Here is a 17,542-nt window from a genome sequence, read left to right on the forward strand (position 1 = left end):
TCACTGCCGAAAAGGGCAGTCTCGGGCTTGGAGGCAGCTGCACTTTGGTGTGATTGATGCCCTCGAGGTCATCAGCAGTCACATTTCCACGAATTAGCCTTCCCACCCTCGTTCTACACCATCTTTGCCGTCCAACCTTTATCTCGTCAAAGCCGAAGGTCTGGATATGGGGGCGGGGGGCGCCTTTTGAAAGCCGGTGCCGTTGTGGGACGTGGCGGCCCTCCAAAGCACCCGGCCGGGTGCCGGACCCCGGTGCAACGGCCGCTTGAAACGCCAACTGCCTCAAGATGCAGCGGCCTGCCAGGGGCGGCAAAATTGTCCGCCCCCTTCCTATAATGCGTGTGTGGAGCGGCGCCATGCCGCACCGCGCTACGCGTGCTTGCAGGCAGGGGCGCGCTTCCCACCCATCTCCACGTCAAATGGGGAGACACACATCATGCTGAGTAGCGAAGCGGTGTTGACGCAGGCGCGAGCCGCGTTGGCGCATGTGCCATATCAGGGCCATCAACTCCATCCCACCATTCACCTGAGGCTATCCGACGGCGCCCTGATTCTGGAGGGCGAGGTGGTCGACGTCATGGACAAGACGCGTGCCGTAGCCCAGTTGCGCCGTGTGGACGGCGTAACCACCGTGATCGACCATTTGCGCATCGCTCATGCCGGCCCGATGGTTGGCGACGGCGACCTGCGTGCAGCCGTGTGCGAGCGGCTGTTGAGTGCGATCGATTTCCGTAATTGCAAGATCTGTGCAAAGGTGAAAGGACAACTGGAGCCGGTACGCGAGGCCGTGGGCGAGCGCAGCGGCTGGATCGAGGTGGCTGTTCACGACGGGGCGGTGATGCTCAGCGGTCAGGTGATCAGCCTGTCCCACATGCGTCTGGCCGGGGTGATCGCGTGGTGGTCGCGCGGCTGTCGCAACGTGATCAATGACATCGTGGTGGCGCCGGCAGAGGCCGACAGCGACGAGGAACTGAGCGAGGCGCTGCAGCTGGTGCTGGAAACCGATCCGTTCGTCGATGCCTCACGCATCCGGGTGCGTACCGAGGGCCGTGTGGTGACGCTCGATGGCTATGCGTCGAGCGAAGGCGCGCGCAAGCAGGTGGAGCGCGACGCATGGTACGTGCATGGTGTGGAAAACGTCATCAACCATATCACCCTGAGCAGCTAGTACTCAGTCTCCGGCATCCGTTTCAAGGGATGCCTCTCCGACGCGCGCCGCCTGGTCTTCCACCCGCCAGTAGCGGCGCCGCGTGCGCAACGCAAAGCGCGTTCGATATTCCGACATCGACATCTGCATGGTTCGCTGGAACAGCCGCCGGAACGCGGCGGCATCGCTATAGCCGCACGCTTCGGCAATCGCATGCGTGCCGTGCAGGGTCACTTCCAGCAGCATGCGTGCACGCTCCACGCGCAGCCGGTGCAGGTAATCGAGCGGCGTGCGGCCCGTGACCTGCCGGAAGTGCCGCAACAGCGTACGTTCGCTGACCGCCGCGGCGCGTGCCACTTGCTCCAGGCGGTAGGGCTCGCCAACATGGGCCTGAAGCCATCCGATGGCACGATAGACAGGGCTGTCAGCGGTCTTGCCCAGCCAGCGCTGCGACACGAGTTCGGGCACCCATTGCTGCCGCTCCTGCTGATAAAGCAGCAGGTGGGCCACGGTTTGCGCCAGATCCGGGTCATGCAGGTGTCCCAGCACACGTAGCATGAGTTCGGTCTGCAGGGCGGGCGCCACGCAATGAAACACACGTCCGTGCAGCCCCATTGGTTCGTCGGAAGACAGGTCGCACGCCGGAAACCGCTGCGCAAACCAGCTCTGGAACATCCACGGCGCGCCGCAGCGCGCGCCATCGAGTAGTCCCAGCATCAGGGGATACGCCACGCCCGTGTAGGTTGATGCGAGCCAGCCGCCCCCGTCCATGTGGCGCGCGAGCATGCGCTGCGTGACGGTGTCATTGGTGGCCAGTTCGCCCAGACGCGGCGCGCTGGGGGCCATCAGGCCCGGTATCACGATCAGGGATTGCGCGTGGCGCGGCGCGCCCCGGCGCGAGCTTTCCAGGCCGGGCAGGTCGACGGGCAAGGGCCGCCCGTTGCCGCCGATGACTTCCCAGGTGAGCTGTGCCGGCGCGCCCGGCTGCTGGAGCTGAGCCACGCCGGCGGCGGTGCGCAGGACGTCGAGCGCGGTAAAAAGGGTGCCTGGCATGGCGCTGGGCAGCCAGAGCAGTTTGACGTGGAGCGGGGCGAGCTGCGCGTTCTGCGGGGGCATGGTGGCGGAATCGGCATCAGGATTGGCGATATTGGACCTCCCTTGCAGATAGCGCAAGCGCTACATTGGAGTGCCATAACACTGCCAATAAACAACTGGAGACAACATGCCGATTTCCTTTCGCCGCCTTGCCATTGCCGCCGCTGTGGCCGCATCCTGCAACGCCGCCGTGGCCGCCGGCCCCGATACGGCCCTGCTAGACGCCGCGCGTGCGGCCCAGCCCGCGGTGGTGCAATCCCTCAAGGACATGGTGTCGATCGAATCGGGCAGCGCCAATATCCAGGGCCTGACGCGCATGGCCGACTACGCGACGCAACGGCTGCAGGCCGCGGGGGCAAAGGTGGAGCGGCTATCGATGACGACCAGTGCCGCGCCGATGGTCAAGGCGACGCTGACCGGTACGGGTAAGCGCAAGATCATGCTGATCGGCCATATGGATACGGTGTACGCGGCGGGCATCCTCGCAACGCAGCCGATCCGCGAGGATGGCAACCGCCTCTACGGCCCCGGTATTGCCGACGACAAGGGCGGTCTGGCCGTGATCCTGCACTCGCTGGACATCCTCAAGGCGCAGGGCTGGAAGGACTACGCGCAGATCACCGTGCTGCTCAACCCGGACGAGGAAATCGGCTCGCTTGGCTCGGGAGAAACAATCGCCGCGCTGGCCGCGCAGCATGACGTGGTGCTGTCCTGCGAGCCGAACGTTGCCAAGTCGATCGCCAAGTCCGAGTCGCTGCTGCTGGCGGCAGCGGGCACCGCCACGGCGACGATGCAGGTCAAGGGCCGGGCATCGCACGCGGGCGCCGCGCCCGAGCTGGGCCGCAATGCGCTGCTCGAACTGGCCTACCAGATGCAGCAGACGCGGGACACGGCCAAGTTGATACCGGGTTCGCAAATGAACTGGACGCAGGCCAAGACCACCGGTCCGCTGAACCAGATTCCGGAAAGCGCAAGCGCGGTTGGCGACGTCCGCGTGACCATCGGCGGCGCCGCGCAGAAGCTCCAGACCGCGCTGCAGGAAAAGGTCAACGCGAGCCATCTGGTTCCCGAGACGCAAACCACCGTGGCGATGGAGGAAGGCCGCCCGGCCTATGTGGCTGATGCGCGCTCGAAGGAACTCGCGGCGCGCGCGCAACAGATCTACGCGGAGATGGATGGGCGCTCGCTGATCCTGATTCCGGGTACCGGCGGTGGTACCGACGCCGGCTTTGCGGGCCGGTCGGGCAAGGCGGTGGTGCTGGAGAGTTTCGGGCTGTCGGGCTTCGGCTACCACGCGCGCGACGAATACGTGGAACTCGATTCGATCGTGCCGCGGCTGTACCTGATGACGCGCCTGCTGCAGGAGATTGGAAAGAACTAAGGCGGGAAAAGTACCGCGGTACTACGCAAACGACTCCCTCGCCCCGCGAAACGGGGGAGGGAGCCATCCATCAGCGAGCCATCAGGCCGCCAATTGCTGGGGTGCGGCGCCGAAGTGAGGGTGGCGCGAGAAAATCTCGGCCGCCCAGTTCACGAACACACGCACCTTGGCCGACAGATGCCGGTTCTGCGGATACATCGCCGAGATCGGCAGTTCATCGGTTTGCCAGTCAGCCATGACTTCCACGAGCCGCCCGCTATGGATATACGGCTCGGCCATTGCCCGCGAAATGCGTGCGATGCCGTGACCTTCGAGCGTGCATCCCAGGTAGACATCGGCATCGTTGGTGGAGATGACCGAGGGCAGCAGCACTTCGGTACGCTCGCCGCCGCGGATCAGCGTCCACGGCGTTTCACGTCCGGTGCGGTTCGACAGGAAGTTCACGGCCTTGTGCTGGGCCAGCTCGGTCAGGTCGCCCGGCGTGCCAAAGCGGCGCAGATAGATCGGCGACGCATAGAACGCGAGTTTCACCTGGCCGATACGGCGGGCCACCATCGCCTCGTCGAGTGCACCTACCCGCAGCACCACATCCACGCCTTCCTTGAGCAGGTCGATTGGCTTGCCGTTGATGGTCAGTTCAAGTTTCAGTTCAGGGTATGCATTGAAGAAGTCGTGCAGTTGAGGCATCAATACCATTTGCGCCAGCCCGCTCGTGGTGTCCACGGCCAGCGTGCCGCGCGGCGAGTTGTTGTGGCGCGTCAGCGACTGCTCCGCTTCTTCCACGTCCGCAAGAATGCGCACGCAGCGCTCGTAATAGGCGGCGCCGTCGGTGGTCACGCTGATGCGGCGCGTGGTCCGGTGCAACAGCTTGACGCCAAGATGGGTTTCCAGGTTCTGGATCAGGCGGGTGAGCGTGGCCTTGGGCAGGTCTAGCGACTCGGCCGCGCGCGCAAAGCTGCCGACATCCACCACCCGTGTGAATGCCTGCATTGAGACAAGACGATCCATGATGTTGCTTTCGAAAGGAGTAAGACCGGGCTACGTTCCGAAGGATGTCTGGCGGGATCGGGTCCGCTGCATGTCAAGTGCGCGGCCTGGATTTGCTGCCGGCGGTCCGCCAGTGGCGGCCGGAGCGGGGACGGGTGGGGGTTGGGGCGTCGGCGCTTGCGCTGTTTCCCCAAGTGCGCAGATGCCGAAGGACCGGAGTGAATCACATTTCTGGTATCCATTTCAAGCCATGTGGGTTCACTTCAGCGATTATTCCAACGCAGAAACAGTGCATTGGCAATAGCTCGCTTTATCCCACAGTTGTCAATCACCATAATTCGCTGCATCGCAATACAGTAATCGACGGCCTTTGCCGGTCGCCTGACAACCATGACCAAGACCACGACTCCCCGTAGTTCCGCCGCGCAACCGGCCGCAGAACAGGGCGAGGCATTCGTGGTCCAGCACGTGGTGTCCAGCGGCGAGCGGGAAATGACGGTGTGCGTCTGTTACCCCGCAGGTTATTGGCCTGTGAGCGCCGGTACGCCATTGTTGCCCTGGATGCTCTATTTGCATGCGGGCGGCTTTGTCGACGGTGGCGTGGAAGCCGCAAAGGAACTGGTGCGGGATCTGGCGGAGTCGGTCCCGGCCGTGGTGGTGACGCCCGATTACTCGCTGGCGCCTGAAAACCCATTCCCGGCAGCGCCCGAAGATGCGGTCAACACGGTGGCGTGGGTGCTCAAGCAGGCCAAGAAGCTCAAGGTCGACAAACAGCGCTTTGCCCTGGTAGGTGAAGAGGCCGGCGGCAATCTCGCGATTGCCACGGCGCAGATGCTGCGCGATCGCGGCCTGCCGCAGCCGGCGGGCCAATGGCTGATCCGGCCGGTGACCGACCCGTGCCTGCAGCACGCGTCGTCCGGCGGACAGGTGCCGATGGAAATGCTGCGCAAGCTGGCCTGCAACTATCGCGATTACCTGCCGACGCCGGCCGCCAGCGTGCACCCGTATGCGGCGCCAGCACTGGCTTCGCGGCTGGCTGGTCTGCCGCCGACGCTGGTGCAGGTGGCGGAAAAAGATGCGCTGCGCGCGGAGGGCGAAGCCTTCGCCGCGAAGTTGTCCAAGGCTGGGATTCCGGCCAGGGCCCTGATCATGCCCGGCGCCTGTGGCGACGGGGTCGAACAGTCCCATGAGATGTGTCAGGCATGGGTCAAAGAAGGTGCGCGGTTCCTGCGCGAAAGTTTCGCCAAGGCTGACGACGCCTCGTAATCCGGTCCGAACGCCGGCCGGTACCGTGATTGCTGTGACGGTGCCGGATTCTCCCGCCAGCGCCCTTTGAGGCTGGCACCCCTGTAGTGGCTTTGCTTCCGTCCATTCGGGACGGAGGACCCCTTGTTGTTCCCGTTTTTCCGGCCCATTGGAGCCGGCGGGAGGCGTTCGGCCCAGAGTTTTGCTTTTCCAGTTGAAGAAACCCGACGAAAACACGGAGTGAAGAAAGATGAATTACAAGTCTCGACGCACGCTGATCGCCTTTGCCATCGTGGCAATTCTTGGGGCGGGCGTGGCAACCTCGGTACTGCAACCCTGGCACGGCGGGGAAGCACAGGCCAACACCCCGCCGCCGGCACCGGCAGTGGAAGTTTCGGCGGCGGTTGGTCAGACCATCACCGAATGGGATGAGTTCTCGGGCCGCATCGAAGCCGTGGACCGCGTGGAAATCCGTCCGCGCGTTTCCGGCACCATCGAAACGGTGCATTTCCGCGAAGGTTCGATCGTGAAGAAGGGCGATCCGCTGTTCACGATCGATCCGCGCCCGTACGCTGCTGAAGTGGCCCGCGCCGAAGCGGCGCTGGCCGCGGCACAGGTACGTGCCTCGCATGCACAGACCGAGAAGGCCCGCGCGCAACGCCTGCTGGACGACAACGCGATTTCGCGCCGCGAGTTCGACGAACGCATCAACGCCGCCAGCGAGTTGTCGGCGGATGTGCGCGGTGCGCAAGCCGCGCTGGAAGTGGCGAAGCTGAACCTGAGCTACACGCGCATCGTCGCACCGGTGGCGGGCAAGGTATCGCGTGCGGAAATCACGGTGGGCAACCTCGTGGCAGCGGGCGCGGCTTCGCCGCCGCTGACGTCGGTGGTATCGGTCTCGCCGGTGTACGCAAGCTTCGACGTCGACGAGCAGAGCTACCTGCGCTACACGGCGCCGGGCGCTGGCGGTGGCAAGAATGACCTGCCGGTGTTCCTGGGCCTGGCCAACGAAGACGGCAACCCGCACAAGGGCAAGATCCACTCGATCGACAACCGGCTCGATACGCGCAGCGGCACCATCCGCGTGCGTGCCGTGTTCGACAACGAGGATGGCCGCCTGCTGCCGGGTCTGTACGCCAAGGTCAAGCTCGGTGGCGGTTTGCCGCATCCGGCCGTGCTGGTCAACGACCGCGCCATTGGCACGGACCAGGGCAAGAAGTTCGTGCTCGTGGTCGACAAGGCCAACAAGCTCGTGTACCGCGAAGTTGAACTCGGACCGACGTACGAAGGACTGCGCGTCATCCGCAAGGGCCTGCAGCCGGGCGAGAACATCGTCGTGAACGGCCTGATGCGTGTGCGCCCCGGCGACACCGTGGCACCGAAGGCGGTGGCAATGGCCTATCGCAGCGAGCTTGAGCCGCGCGGCAACACCCCCGACCGCAAGCAGGCCGCGGAAGAGGGTAAAGCCGACAAGGCCAAGGTGAGCTGAGCGTCGCCGCCCAGACACACCGAACTGAAATTTCCCCCTGAAGTTGTACATGGCGTCCGCTCGGCGAGCGGACGGCCAGGGGGAGTGCTTTCGCCGAGACCAAGATGAATCTCTCGAAATTCTTTATCGATCGCCCGATTTTTGCGGGCGTGCTGTCGGTGCTGATCTTCCTGATCGGCGCCATCTCGATGTTCAAGTTACCGATCTCGGAGTACCCGGAAGTGGTACCGCCGTCGGTGGTTGTGCGCGCGCAGTTTCCTGGCGCCAACCCGAAGGTGATCGCCGAGACCGTGGCCACGCCGCTGGAAGAACAGATCAACGGCGTCGAGGACATGCTCTACATGAACTCGCAGGCCAACAGCGACGGCAACCTGACGCTGACGGTGACCTTCAAGCTCGGCACGGACCCGGACAAGGCCCAGCAGCTCGTGCAGAACCGCGTCTCGCAGGCCGAGCCGCGCCTGCCGGAGGACGTGCGCCGGCTCGGTATCACCACGGTCAAGAGCTCGCCTGACCTGACGATGGTGGTCCACCTGGTGTCGCCGAACGACCGCTACGACATGACGTACCTGCGCAACTACGCGCTGATCAACGTGAAGGACCGCCTGGCGCGGATCCAGGGCGTGGGTCAGGTGCAGATGTTCGGCTCGGGCGACTACTCGATGCGTGTCTGGGTGAACCCGGAGAAGATCGCCGAGCGTGGCCTGGCCGCGTCCGACGTGGTGCGCGCCATCCGCGAGCAGAACGTGCAGGTGGCGGCCGGTGTCATCGGCCAGTCGCCGTCGCTGCCGGGCACCGACCTGCAACTGTCGGTGAACGCGCAGGGCCGTCTGCAGACCGTGGAGGAGTTTGGCGACATCATCGTCAAGACTTCGCCCGATGGTGTGGTCACGTACCTGAAGGACATCGCCCGTATCGAACTCGGGGCGTCGGAATATGCGCTGCGTTCGCTGCTGGACAACAAGTCCGCCGTGGCGCTGCCGATCTTCCAGTCGCCGGGTTCCAACGCGATCCAGATCTCGAACGACGTGCGCAAGACGATGGCCGAACTCAAGGCCAACATGCCGGAAGGCGTGGATTACAGCATCGTCTATGACCCCACGCAGTTCGTGCGTCACTCGATCGAAGCCGTGGTGCACACGCTGTTCGAGGCCATCGCGCTCGTGGTGCTGGTGGTGATCCTGTTCCTGCAGACGTGGCGCGCATCGATCATCCCGCTGCTGGCGGTGCCGGTGTCGATCGTCGGTACGTTCGGCCTGATGCATGCGTTCGGCTTCTCGATCAACGCGCTGAGCCTGTTCGGGCTGGTGCTGGCAATCGGTATCGTGGTTGACGATGCGATCGTGGTCGTGGAAAACGTCGAGCGGAACATCGAGGAAGGGTTATCGCCGAAGGAGGCCACCTACAAGGCCATGCGCGAGGTGAGCGGTCCGATTATCGCCATCGCCCTGACGCTGATCGCCGTGTTCGTGCCGCTGGCGTTCATGACCGGCCTGACCGGCCAGTTCTACAAGCAGTTCGCACTGACGATCTCGATCTCGACGATCATCTCGGCGTTCAACTCGCTGACGCTGTCGCCGGCCCTGTCCGCGCTGCTGCTCAAGGGCCACGACGCGCCCAAGGACTGGCTGACGCGCGGCATGGATCGCGTGTTCGGTGGCTTCTTTGCCCGCTTCAACCGCTTCTTCGGCCGCAGCTCCGATAGCTATGGCCGTGGCGTGAAGGGCGTGATCCGCCGCAAGGGCTCGGTGTTCGGCGTCTACGCCGTGATGCTGGTGGCTACCTGGGGCGTGTTCCAGATGGTGCCGAAGGGCTTTGTGCCGGCGCAGGACAAGCAGTACCTGGTGAGCTTTGCCAAGCTGCCTGACGGCGCCACGCTGGACCGTACCGAAGACGTGATCCGTCGCATGTCGGACATCGCGCTCAAGCATCCGGGCGTGGAATCGGCTGTTGCCTTCCCGGGCCTGTCGATCAATGGCTTTACCAACAGCCCGAGCGCCGGCATCGTGTTCGTCACGCTGGACCCGTTCGACAAGCGCAAGAGCAAGGAGCTGTCCGGTAACGCGATTGCCGCGGACCTGAACAAGCAGTATGGCTCGATCCAGGACGCGTTCATCGCCGTGTTCCCGCCGCCGCCGGTACAGGGCCTGGGCACGATCGGCGGGTTCAAGATGATGATCGAGGACCGTGCCGCGCTGGGTTACGACGAACTGTTCAACGCGACCAATGCGTTCATGACGAAGGCGCGCGCCACGCCTGAGCTGGCTGGCATCTTCAGCAACTATCAGGTGAACGTGCCGCAGCTCGACGTGCAGCTGGACCGCACCAAGGCCAAGCAGTTGGGCGTGCCCGTAACGGACGTGTTCGAGACGTTGCAGACCTACCTCGGCTCGTCGTACGTGAACGACTTCAACAAGTTCGGCCGTACGTACCAGGTCAAGGTGCAGGCGGATGCGCAGTTCCGTCAGCATGCCGAGGACATCCTGCAGCTGAAGGCACGCAGCAGCTCCGGCGAAATGGTGCCGCTGTCGTCGCTGGTGCGGGTCAAGCAGAGCTTCGGCCCGGATAGCGTGACGCGCTACAACGGCTTTACCGCTGCCGACATGAACGGTGGTCCGGCTCCAGGCTTCTCTTCGGGCCAGGCGCAGGCTGCCGCCGAGCGTATCGCCGCGGAAACGCTGCCCAAGGGCATCGGCTTCGAATGGACCGAGCTGACCTACCAGGACATCCTGGCCGGTAACGCGGGTGTGTGGATCTTCCCGCTGTGCGTGCTGCTGGTGTTCCTGGTGCTGGCTGCCCAGTACGAGAGCCTGACGCTGCCGCTGGCCGTGATCCTGATCGTGCCGATGAGCCTGCTGGCCGCCATGACCGGTGTCTGGCTGACGCGTGGTGACAACAACATCTTCACGCAGATCGGTTTCATCGTGCTGGTGGGGCTATCGGCGAAGAACGCGATCCTGATCGTCGAGTTCGCCCGCGAGCTTGAGCACCAGGGCCGCACCGTGGTTCAGGCCGCGATCGAAGCTAGCCGCCTGCGTCTGCGCCCGATTCTGATGACGTCGTTCGCGTTCATCATGGGTGTGGTGCCGCTGGTGATCTCGACCGGTGCCGGTGCGGAAATGCGCCATGCGATGGGCGTGGCCGTGTTCGCGGGGATGCTGGGCGTGACGTTCTTCGGCCTGTTCCTGACGCCGGTGTTCTATGTGGCCCTGCGTCTGCTGGCCACGCGCCGCCAGCGTCGTGAAGCGGTTGCGACGGATGTGTCGGCTTCGCAAGCCGTGGCGTCCGCAGAATGATGGTGAAAGACATGAACAACATCGTGATGAAGCAGTACCTGCCCAAGCTTGGCGCCCTGGCCGCCGCGCTGGTGCTGGCGGGCTGCTCGCTGGCACCGACCTACAAGGTGCCCGAGACGCCCACCGCCGCAACCTTCAAGGAAGCCGACGCGGCTGCCACCGAAGGCGCGCAGTGGAAGACCGCCACGCCGGCCGAAGGCCAGCAGCGCGGCGACTGGTGGAAGGTGTTCGGCGACGCCGAGCTGGCCCGCCTGATCGAAGCCGCGAACGCGCACAACCAGGACCTGGCCGCAGCGGCGGCCCGCCTGAAGCAGGCGCGGGCGTTCACGGGCGCCACCGAGGCGGACATGTACCCGCAACTGAGCGCGGGCTTCGATCCCACGCGCACGCAGCCGTCGGCCGCTTCGCAAGGGTTGCCCGATGGCACGCGCGTCTCGCCGCAGACCGTGTACAAGGCGCGCCTGTTTGCCAACTACGAGCTGGACCTGTTCGGCCGCGTGGCCAGCAGCGTGAACGCGGCCCGTGCCGAAGAGAAGGGCGCCGAGGATCTGTACCGCTCGGTGCAGCTCGCGCTGCAGGCCGACACGGCGCAAGCCTACTTCGCACTGCGCACGCTCGATAGTGACCGCGAACTGCTCAACGCGACGATCAAGTTGCGCGAGGATTCGCTGTCGCTGCTGCGCAAGCGTTATGAAGCGGGCGAGACGACCGACCTGGACCCGGCTCGTGCCGAATCGGAACTGGGGACCGCGCGCGCCGATCTGGCGGGCATCGAACGCCGGCGCGCCAATCAGGAGCACGCGCTGGCCGTGCTGACCGGCGTGGCGCCGTCGCAGTTCGGACTGGCCGCCAGGCCGTTCGATACGGCGCCGGTGGCGGTGCCGGCGGGACTGCCGTCGGAACTGCTGGAACGTCGTCCCGATATCGCGGCGGCGGAACGCCAGATGGCGGCGGCCAATGCGCGCATCGGCATTGCCAAGGCGGCGTTCTTCCCGCGCATCTCGCTGACGGCGCTGTTCGGTTTCGAGTCGTCGGATCTGTCGAACCTGTTCAAGTGGTCGTCGCGCACGTGGATGCTCGGCCCATTGGTGGGTACCACGGTGGCGCAGACCGTGTTCGACGGTGGCCGCAACAGCTCGAATCTGGCCGGCGCCCGCGCCGCGCACGAAGAGAGCGTGGCGCGTTACCAGCAGACCGTTCTGGTGGCCTTCCGCGAAGTAGAGGACAGCCTGGCCGACGTGCGCTGGCTCAGCCAGCAGGCCACGGCGCTCGATGGCGCCCTGGCCGGTGCCAAGCGGGCACAGCGCATCTCGCGCAGCCGCTACGATGCCGGCGCCGTCGACTACCTGACGGTGATCGATGCGGACCGCACGGTGCTGCAGTCGCAGCGCGATGCCAACGCGGTGGCCGGCCTGCGCGCCGCGGCGACGGTGTCGCTGGTGCGCAGCCTTGGCGGTGGCTGGGGTCCGTTGCCGGAGGCCGTGGCAAAGAACTGAGGCTGGTTCATCTTCCATTGCACGGCGCGCTCTGCCGTGCAGCGGAGGAGGGTGTAAACACAATCGGTCACCATTCAACGCTGGCGCGATGATTCCAGGCTTCTACACTGGAACCATCGCGCCGGTTTTGTTTTGGGGAGGGCCGATATGCCAAACCTTCGCCGGATGGCCGCGGCAGTTGTCCTGCTCGGCTCCTTGCTGCCCGTGGTCTGCCCCGCGCAGTCCATTACCGGCTCCATCGCCGTGGGCGGCTCCGCCCGCGTGAAAGGACCGGCCACGATCAATGGCACGCTCAGCGTTGACGGCAACGTCTACGCCAATGGCCCGCTGACAGCGGCGTGGTTCGCGTCGCCGGGCCGTGGTTACCCGTCGCCGTCCGAACGCGGCTTGCTCAAGGTCTTTCACGGTCCGCTGACCGTGAACGGATCGATGGTGGTACACGGCGACCTCTATGTCGATGGCCCGCTGACCGTGAACGGCCCGCTCGAAGCCGGCGGTGGTATCGACGCCAACGGACCAATGGTGGAGCGGCAGGGCCGCTGATGTTGCACAATGGCGACTTCGCTGACTTTCACGATTTCGTCATGGCGCACGCCGGTACTGCACTGGGACTCAGAAGCATTGCCCTGTTCGAGGCCGCCAAGGGCGCACTGGTGATTCTGGCCGGGCTGGGCCTGGTGGCGTTGCTGCATAACGACGCCCAGGCGCTTGCCGAGACCATCGTCGGTCGCCTGCACCTGAATCCCGCCAGCCACTATCCCAAGGTATTCCTGGCCCTGCTGAGTCATCCATCGGATGGACGCCTGTGGGCGATTGGCGGCTCCGCCGCCGTGTACGCGCTGATGCGCTTTGCCGAAGCCTATGGCCTGTGGAACGGGCGCGCCTGGGGCAACTGGCTCGGCGTATGGTCGGGCGGCATCTACATTCCGGTGGAACTGTACGAGGCCGTGCGGCATCCCACGTGGCTGCATGTCGGCCTGGCGGTGGCCAATGCGCTGGTGGTCATATATCTGGTGCAAAGCCTGGCGCGCCATACGGTGAAGTAAGCCGCGCGGCGCAAATCTGCTAAGGTAGAACGCGTGCCGCGCTGTCAGACAGGCACCGATATCTAGCCACCCAGAGAAGACCCATCATGATTCACGAAATTGCACAGATCACGATCAAGCCCGGTATGGAAGCTCAGTTCGAGGCCAATGTGGCCAAGGCCAAGCCGCTGTTCCTGCGTTCCAGAGGTTGTCATGGCGTGAACCTGCAGCGCTCGATCGAGCAGCCGTCGCAGTACGCGCTGGTGGTGGCCTGGGAGACCGTGGAAGACCACATGGTCCATTTCCGCGAATCGGACGAATTCCAGGAATGGCGCAAGCTCGTCAGCGACTGCTTTGCCGCGCCGCCCGCCGTGCATCACGTCAATACCGTACTTTGACCGGTAACTGAAGGAGCCTGCCGCATGTCCACCCCTCAGCAGCGCCCCCGGCATTTTTCGATGCTGCGAGACCTGCAGTTGGCGGATTTCTTCACGCTGGCCAATGCGGCGTGCGGCATGGGCTCGGTGTTCTACGCGATGTACTTCGTCGCGGACCCTTCGCTCAGGCATTTCTTCATCGCGGCGGCATTGGCGCCCGCCGCGTTTATTTTCGATGTGCTGGACGGAAGCATCGCGCGCTGGCGCCACGCCCATTCGGCGCTGGGCCGCGAACTGGATTCGCTGTCGGACATCATCTCGTTCGGTGTTGGCCCGGCCACGCTGGCTTTCGCGGCCGGCATGCGCGGCGGCTGGGATCTGGCCGCGCTGATCTACTTCGTCTGCTGCGGCGTCAGCCGGCTGGCGCGCTTCAACGTCACGGCCGAGACACTGGCCGAAGGCTCGGCGCAAGGCAAGGTCAAATACTTCGAAGGCACGCCGATTCCCACCAGCGTGGTGCTGACGGGCATTCTGGCCTGGTGCGCATCGCGCGGCCTGATCGGCGATGCGCTGCCCGGCGGCGCGATCGAACTCGGTGCCGGCACGTTCCATCCCCTGGTGCTGCTGTTCGTGCTGAGCGGGTCCCTGATGATCAGCAAGACGCTGCGGATTCCCAAGTTCTAAGCCTTCTCGAATTCTTTTGATTCGGCGTGGAAAGCCTTCGCCAGCGAGCAGACGCGCGAAGAATGCCGATGGATTCACGCGCGATATTCGATATTCCATGACATAGGCAGGGTCAACGGGGTTTTTCGGCGACGACTACAATCGTCGGGACGTTGTCCGCATCCGTGATGCACCACAAGGAATATCCCCATGTCTCATCTCTTCGATCCGTACAAGATCGGCAACCTTGCGCTCTCGAACCGCATTGCCATCGCGCCGATGTGCCAATACTCGGCGGAGGACGGCTCGGCCACCGACTGGCACATGATCCACCTTGGCAGCATGGCGCTGTCCGGTGCGGGCTTGATGATCGTGGAGGCCACGGCGGTGTCGCCGGAGGGCCGCATCTCGCCGGCCGACCTTGGTCTCTATAGCGATGCCAATGAAGCCGCGTTGGGCCGTGTGCTCGACGCCATACGCAAGTACTCGCCGATTGCGGTGGCGGTGCAACTGGGCCACGCGGGCCGCAAGGCATCGAGCCGTGCACCGTGGGAGGGCGGCGCGCAGATCCGCCCGGATGAGCCAACTGGTTGGCAAACCGTGGCGCCATCCGCCGTGCCGCATGCTGCTGAAGAGGTTCCTCCCGTCGCGCTCGATGCAGCCGGCCTGCGCAAGGTCCGCGATGATTTTGTCGCCGCTGCAAAGCGCGCGGCGCGGCTGGGGGTCGACGGCATCGAAGTGCACGGCGCGCATGGCTACCTGTTGCATCAGTTTCTGTCGCCGATCGCCAATCATCGCACCGACGAATATGGCGGCAGCCTGGAAAACCGCATGCGCTTTCCGCTGGAAGTATTCGACGCCGTGCGCGAAGCCTTTCCGGCCGACCGGCCCGTCTGGATGCGCGTGTCAGCCACGGACTGGGTGCCGAATGGCTGGGACATCGATGGCACGATCGCGCTGTCGCAGGCATTGAAGGCGCGTGGCTGCGCCGCTGTGCATGTGAGCACCGGAGGCGTATCGCCACAGCAGGCCATCAAGCTCGGGCCGGGCTATCAGGTGCCGTATGCCCAGCGCGTGAAGGCCGAGGTAGGACTGCCGACGCTGGCAGTCGGCCTGATCACTGAACCCGAACAGGCCGAAGCGATCATCGCCAACAACGAGGCCGACATGATCTCGATTGCCCGCGCCATGCTGTATGACCCGCGCTGGCCGTGGCATGCGGCAGCCAAGCTGGGCGCGCAAGTCGATGCACCGAAGCAGTACTGGCGTTCGCAGCCGCGCGGCCTGGAGCAGTTGTTCCGGAGCGCGCATTTCGGGCAGCGGTAACGCATAGCGGTTGTTTTCGTCTCCCGTCCCCCCTGCGGGACGGGGACAGCCACATTGGCAGTTTTCCTCCTTGACATCCCCAGCCGCGCAAAGCGGTGTCCCATTCGCGGTAGATCCCGCGCTGCAGCATCAATCAAACGCCAGAAACGAAGGGATTACCATGATTGCCGCGCCCGTTTGATGGCGCGACCATCGGCGCAAATAGATTGCAGTGGGCAGCACCACGGGCGCCCCCAAATACGCCCGTCATCACAGAAGTAGTCGAAGAACGCACTCTGGGAGACATCCATGCAAGTCTATGACGGCCTCGTCTTTGCATGCGCGATGGTATTGGTCTGCATGTACGCCTATCTGGGCGTGCAATCGCAGAGTCTTGCGCTGAAGTACGTGTCGCCTGCCATCGTTGGCGTGCTCACGCTCGTCTATGCGTTGCTGCCGATGCGCATGATCGGCTGACGCTTTCCGCGCGCAGCCATCAAACGAAAACCCCGCCACATCAGGGCGGGGTGTGGAAGTTCGCGCCAGTGTCACTGGCGTGGCGCTAGCGCAGTGACAGCCAGATCGCCTTCGGTTCCGTGAAGTTCTCGATGGCGGCGTCGCCATGCTCGCGGCCCAGGCCCGAGTCTCCCGAGCCTCCCCACGGCAGGCGTACATCGGTGTAGCCATAGGTGTTGATCCACACGGTGCCGGCGCGCAGTTCGCCAGCCACCTTGTGCACGCGCTGGATGTCGGCACTCCACACACCTGCGGCCAGGCTGAACGCGGTGCCATTGGCAATGCGCACCGCGTCGTCTTCATCGTCGAACGGAATCACGCTGGCCACCGGGCCGAAGATTTCCTCCTGCGAAATCCGCATTTCATGCGCGACGTTGGCAAACACGGTGGGTTCCACGAAAAAGCCGCGCTCGCCGATGCGCAAGCCACCTGTCACGGCGCTGGCGCCTTCCTGCTTGCCGATGTCGACGTAGTCGAGCACGGTCTTGAGCTGCGCGGCCGAGACGACCGGACCCATCGTCGTATCGGGTGCGGCGGGGTCTCCCACGCGAACGGCCTTGGCGCGTGCGGCCAGCCGTTCCACCACTTCGTCGTACACCTGGCGCTGCGCCAGGATGCGTGAGCCGGCGGAACACACCTGGCCAGCGTTGAAGAAGATGCCCGATGCCGCGGCACGAGTGGCAGCGTCGAGGTTGGCGTCGGCAAAGATCACGTTGGCGGATTTGCCGCCCAGTTCCAGCGTCACGCGCTTGAAATTGGCCGCCGCGCCCTGCATGATGCCGCGCCCGACACCGGGCGACCCGGTAAAGGTCACCTTGTCGATCCCGGGGTGTGCCACCAGGGCATTGCCCACCACGCTGCCCTTGCCCGTGACGACGTTGAAGACGCCCGGTGGCACACCGGCTTCCAGCGCCAGTTCGGCCACGCGCAGGGCCGTCAGCGGCGTGATTTCAGCGGGCTTCACGATCAGCGTGCAGCCGCAGGCCAGCGCCGGGGCAATCTTCCACATGCCGATCATCAGCGGGAAATTCCAGGGCACGATGGCCGCCACCACGCCAACCGGTTCGCGCACCGTGTAGGTCAGCGCGTCGGGACGGGCCGGAATCACGCTGCCGTGAATCTTGTCGCACCAGCCCGCGTAATAGCGCACGGTATCGATCACGGCCGGCATGTCCTGCCGGCGCACGGAGGCCAGCGGCTTGCCCGCGTCCAGGCTTTCCAGTGCCACCAGTTCCTCGGCATTGGCTTCGAGCAGGTCGGCAAAGCGGTAGAGGATGCGGCCGCGGTCGGCCGCGCGCATGCCAGCCCAGCCCTTGAGTGCCGTGCGCGCCGCCTTGACCGCCGTGTCGACGTCGGCGGCGCTCCCCTGGGCCACCAGCGCGATCGGTTCTTCGTTGGCCGGGTTGATGTCGGTGGTGTACGCGCCGGTGCCCGGCGGCAGGCGCTTGCCGTCGATCAGCAGGTCATGTTTCGGCAGATCCGAACGTGAGGCGGTCATGGAAAGGCTCCTCGCTTAGGTC

Annotated in this window: 15 protein-coding genes; 12 read left to right on the plus strand and 3 right to left on the minus strand. The window is 64.8% G+C overall.

Annotated features, from left to right (window positions below; genetic code table 11):
• Positions 1-436 precede the first annotated feature (436 nt).
• Positions 437-1,168, plus strand: a complete 732-nt coding sequence (locus tag AC3FLX_RS28655; protein ID WP_488700711.1) for a BON domain-containing protein — start codon at positions 437-439, stop codon at positions 1,166-1,168.
• Between the two features lie 3 nt (positions 1,169-1,171).
• Here the strand turns inward: AC3FLX_RS28655 and AC3FLX_RS28660 are convergent, their stop codons facing one another.
• Positions 1,172-2,263: a GlxA family transcriptional regulator gene (locus AC3FLX_RS28660; protein WP_488700712.1), complete on the minus strand. Its 1,092-nt coding sequence runs from the start codon at positions 2,261-2,263 to the stop codon at positions 1,172-1,174.
• A gap of 106 nt (positions 2,264-2,369) precedes the next feature.
• Between AC3FLX_RS28660 and AC3FLX_RS28665 the strand changes: the two genes are divergently transcribed.
• Positions 2,370-3,623, plus strand: a complete 1,254-nt coding sequence (locus tag AC3FLX_RS28665) for a M20/M25/M40 family metallo-hydrolase (protein ID WP_488700713.1) — start codon at positions 2,370-2,372, stop codon at positions 3,621-3,623.
• A gap of 81 nt (positions 3,624-3,704) precedes the next feature.
• Here the strand turns inward: AC3FLX_RS28665 and AC3FLX_RS28670 are convergent, their stop codons facing one another.
• The gene (locus AC3FLX_RS28670; RefSeq protein WP_488700714.1) at positions 3,705-4,631 is read right to left on the minus strand and encodes a LysR family transcriptional regulator; all 927 of its coding nucleotides are present in this window, start codon (positions 4,629-4,631) and stop codon (positions 3,705-3,707) included.
• A gap of 369 nt (positions 4,632-5,000) precedes the next feature.
• Between AC3FLX_RS28670 and AC3FLX_RS28675 the strand changes: the two genes are divergently transcribed.
• From AC3FLX_RS28675 to AC3FLX_RS28720, 10 genes are all read left to right on the plus strand, one after another.
• Positions 5,001-5,876 (plus strand): alpha/beta hydrolase, encoded by an 876-nt coding sequence (locus AC3FLX_RS28675; RefSeq protein ID WP_488700715.1) that lies wholly within the window; start codon positions 5,001-5,003, stop codon positions 5,874-5,876.
• Positions 5,877-6,105: 229 nt separating this feature from the next.
• Positions 6,106-7,344: an efflux RND transporter periplasmic adaptor subunit gene (locus AC3FLX_RS28680; protein ID WP_488700716.1), complete on the plus strand. Its 1,239-nt coding sequence runs from the start codon at positions 6,106-6,108 to the stop codon at positions 7,342-7,344.
• Positions 7,345-7,448: 104 nt separating this feature from the next.
• Positions 7,449-10,640, plus strand: a complete 3,192-nt coding sequence (locus AC3FLX_RS28685; RefSeq protein WP_488700717.1) for an efflux RND transporter permease subunit — start codon at positions 7,449-7,451, stop codon at positions 10,638-10,640.
• Between the two features lie 11 nt (positions 10,641-10,651).
• The gene (locus AC3FLX_RS28690) at positions 10,652-12,136 is read left to right on the plus strand and encodes an efflux transporter outer membrane subunit (protein WP_488700718.1); all 1,485 of its coding nucleotides are present in this window, start codon (positions 10,652-10,654) and stop codon (positions 12,134-12,136) included.
• Positions 12,137-12,283: 147 nt separating this feature from the next.
• On the plus strand, positions 12,284-12,679 hold the full coding sequence (locus tag AC3FLX_RS28695; RefSeq protein ID WP_488700719.1) for a hypothetical protein: 396 nt from the start codon (positions 12,284-12,286) through the stop codon (positions 12,677-12,679).
• Between the two features lie 41 nt (positions 12,680-12,720).
• The gene (locus tag AC3FLX_RS28700) at positions 12,721-13,182 is read left to right on the plus strand and encodes a DUF2127 domain-containing protein (RefSeq protein ID WP_488700765.1); all 462 of its coding nucleotides are present in this window, start codon (positions 12,721-12,723) and stop codon (positions 13,180-13,182) included.
• An 86-nt stretch (positions 13,183-13,268) separates the two neighbouring features.
• Complete coding sequence (locus tag AC3FLX_RS28705) at positions 13,269-13,559, plus strand: antibiotic biosynthesis monooxygenase family protein (protein WP_488700721.1); 291 nt, start codon at positions 13,269-13,271, stop codon at positions 13,557-13,559.
• Between the two features lie 24 nt (positions 13,560-13,583).
• The gene (locus AC3FLX_RS28710) at positions 13,584-14,222 is read left to right on the plus strand and encodes a CDP-alcohol phosphatidyltransferase family protein (protein ID WP_488700722.1); all 639 of its coding nucleotides are present in this window, start codon (positions 13,584-13,586) and stop codon (positions 14,220-14,222) included.
• A 189-nt stretch (positions 14,223-14,411) separates the two neighbouring features.
• Complete coding sequence (locus AC3FLX_RS28715) at positions 14,412-15,527, plus strand: NADH:flavin oxidoreductase/NADH oxidase (protein WP_488700723.1); 1,116 nt, start codon at positions 14,412-14,414, stop codon at positions 15,525-15,527.
• 288 nt (positions 15,528-15,815) lie between these two features.
• Positions 15,816-15,983, plus strand: a complete 168-nt coding sequence (locus AC3FLX_RS28720) for a hypothetical protein (protein ID WP_488700725.1) — start codon at positions 15,816-15,818, stop codon at positions 15,981-15,983.
• Positions 15,984-16,068: 85 nt separating this feature from the next.
• On the opposite strand, the gene AC3FLX_RS28725 is transcribed toward AC3FLX_RS28720, so the two are convergent.
• Positions 16,069-17,520, minus strand: coding sequence for an aldehyde dehydrogenase family protein (locus AC3FLX_RS28725; protein ID WP_488700727.1), 1,452 nt, complete (start codon positions 17,518-17,520; stop codon positions 16,069-16,071).
• Between the last annotated feature and the right edge of the window lie 22 nt (positions 17,521-17,542).

Source organism: Cupriavidus sp. 291-E7 (assembly GCF_057798835.1).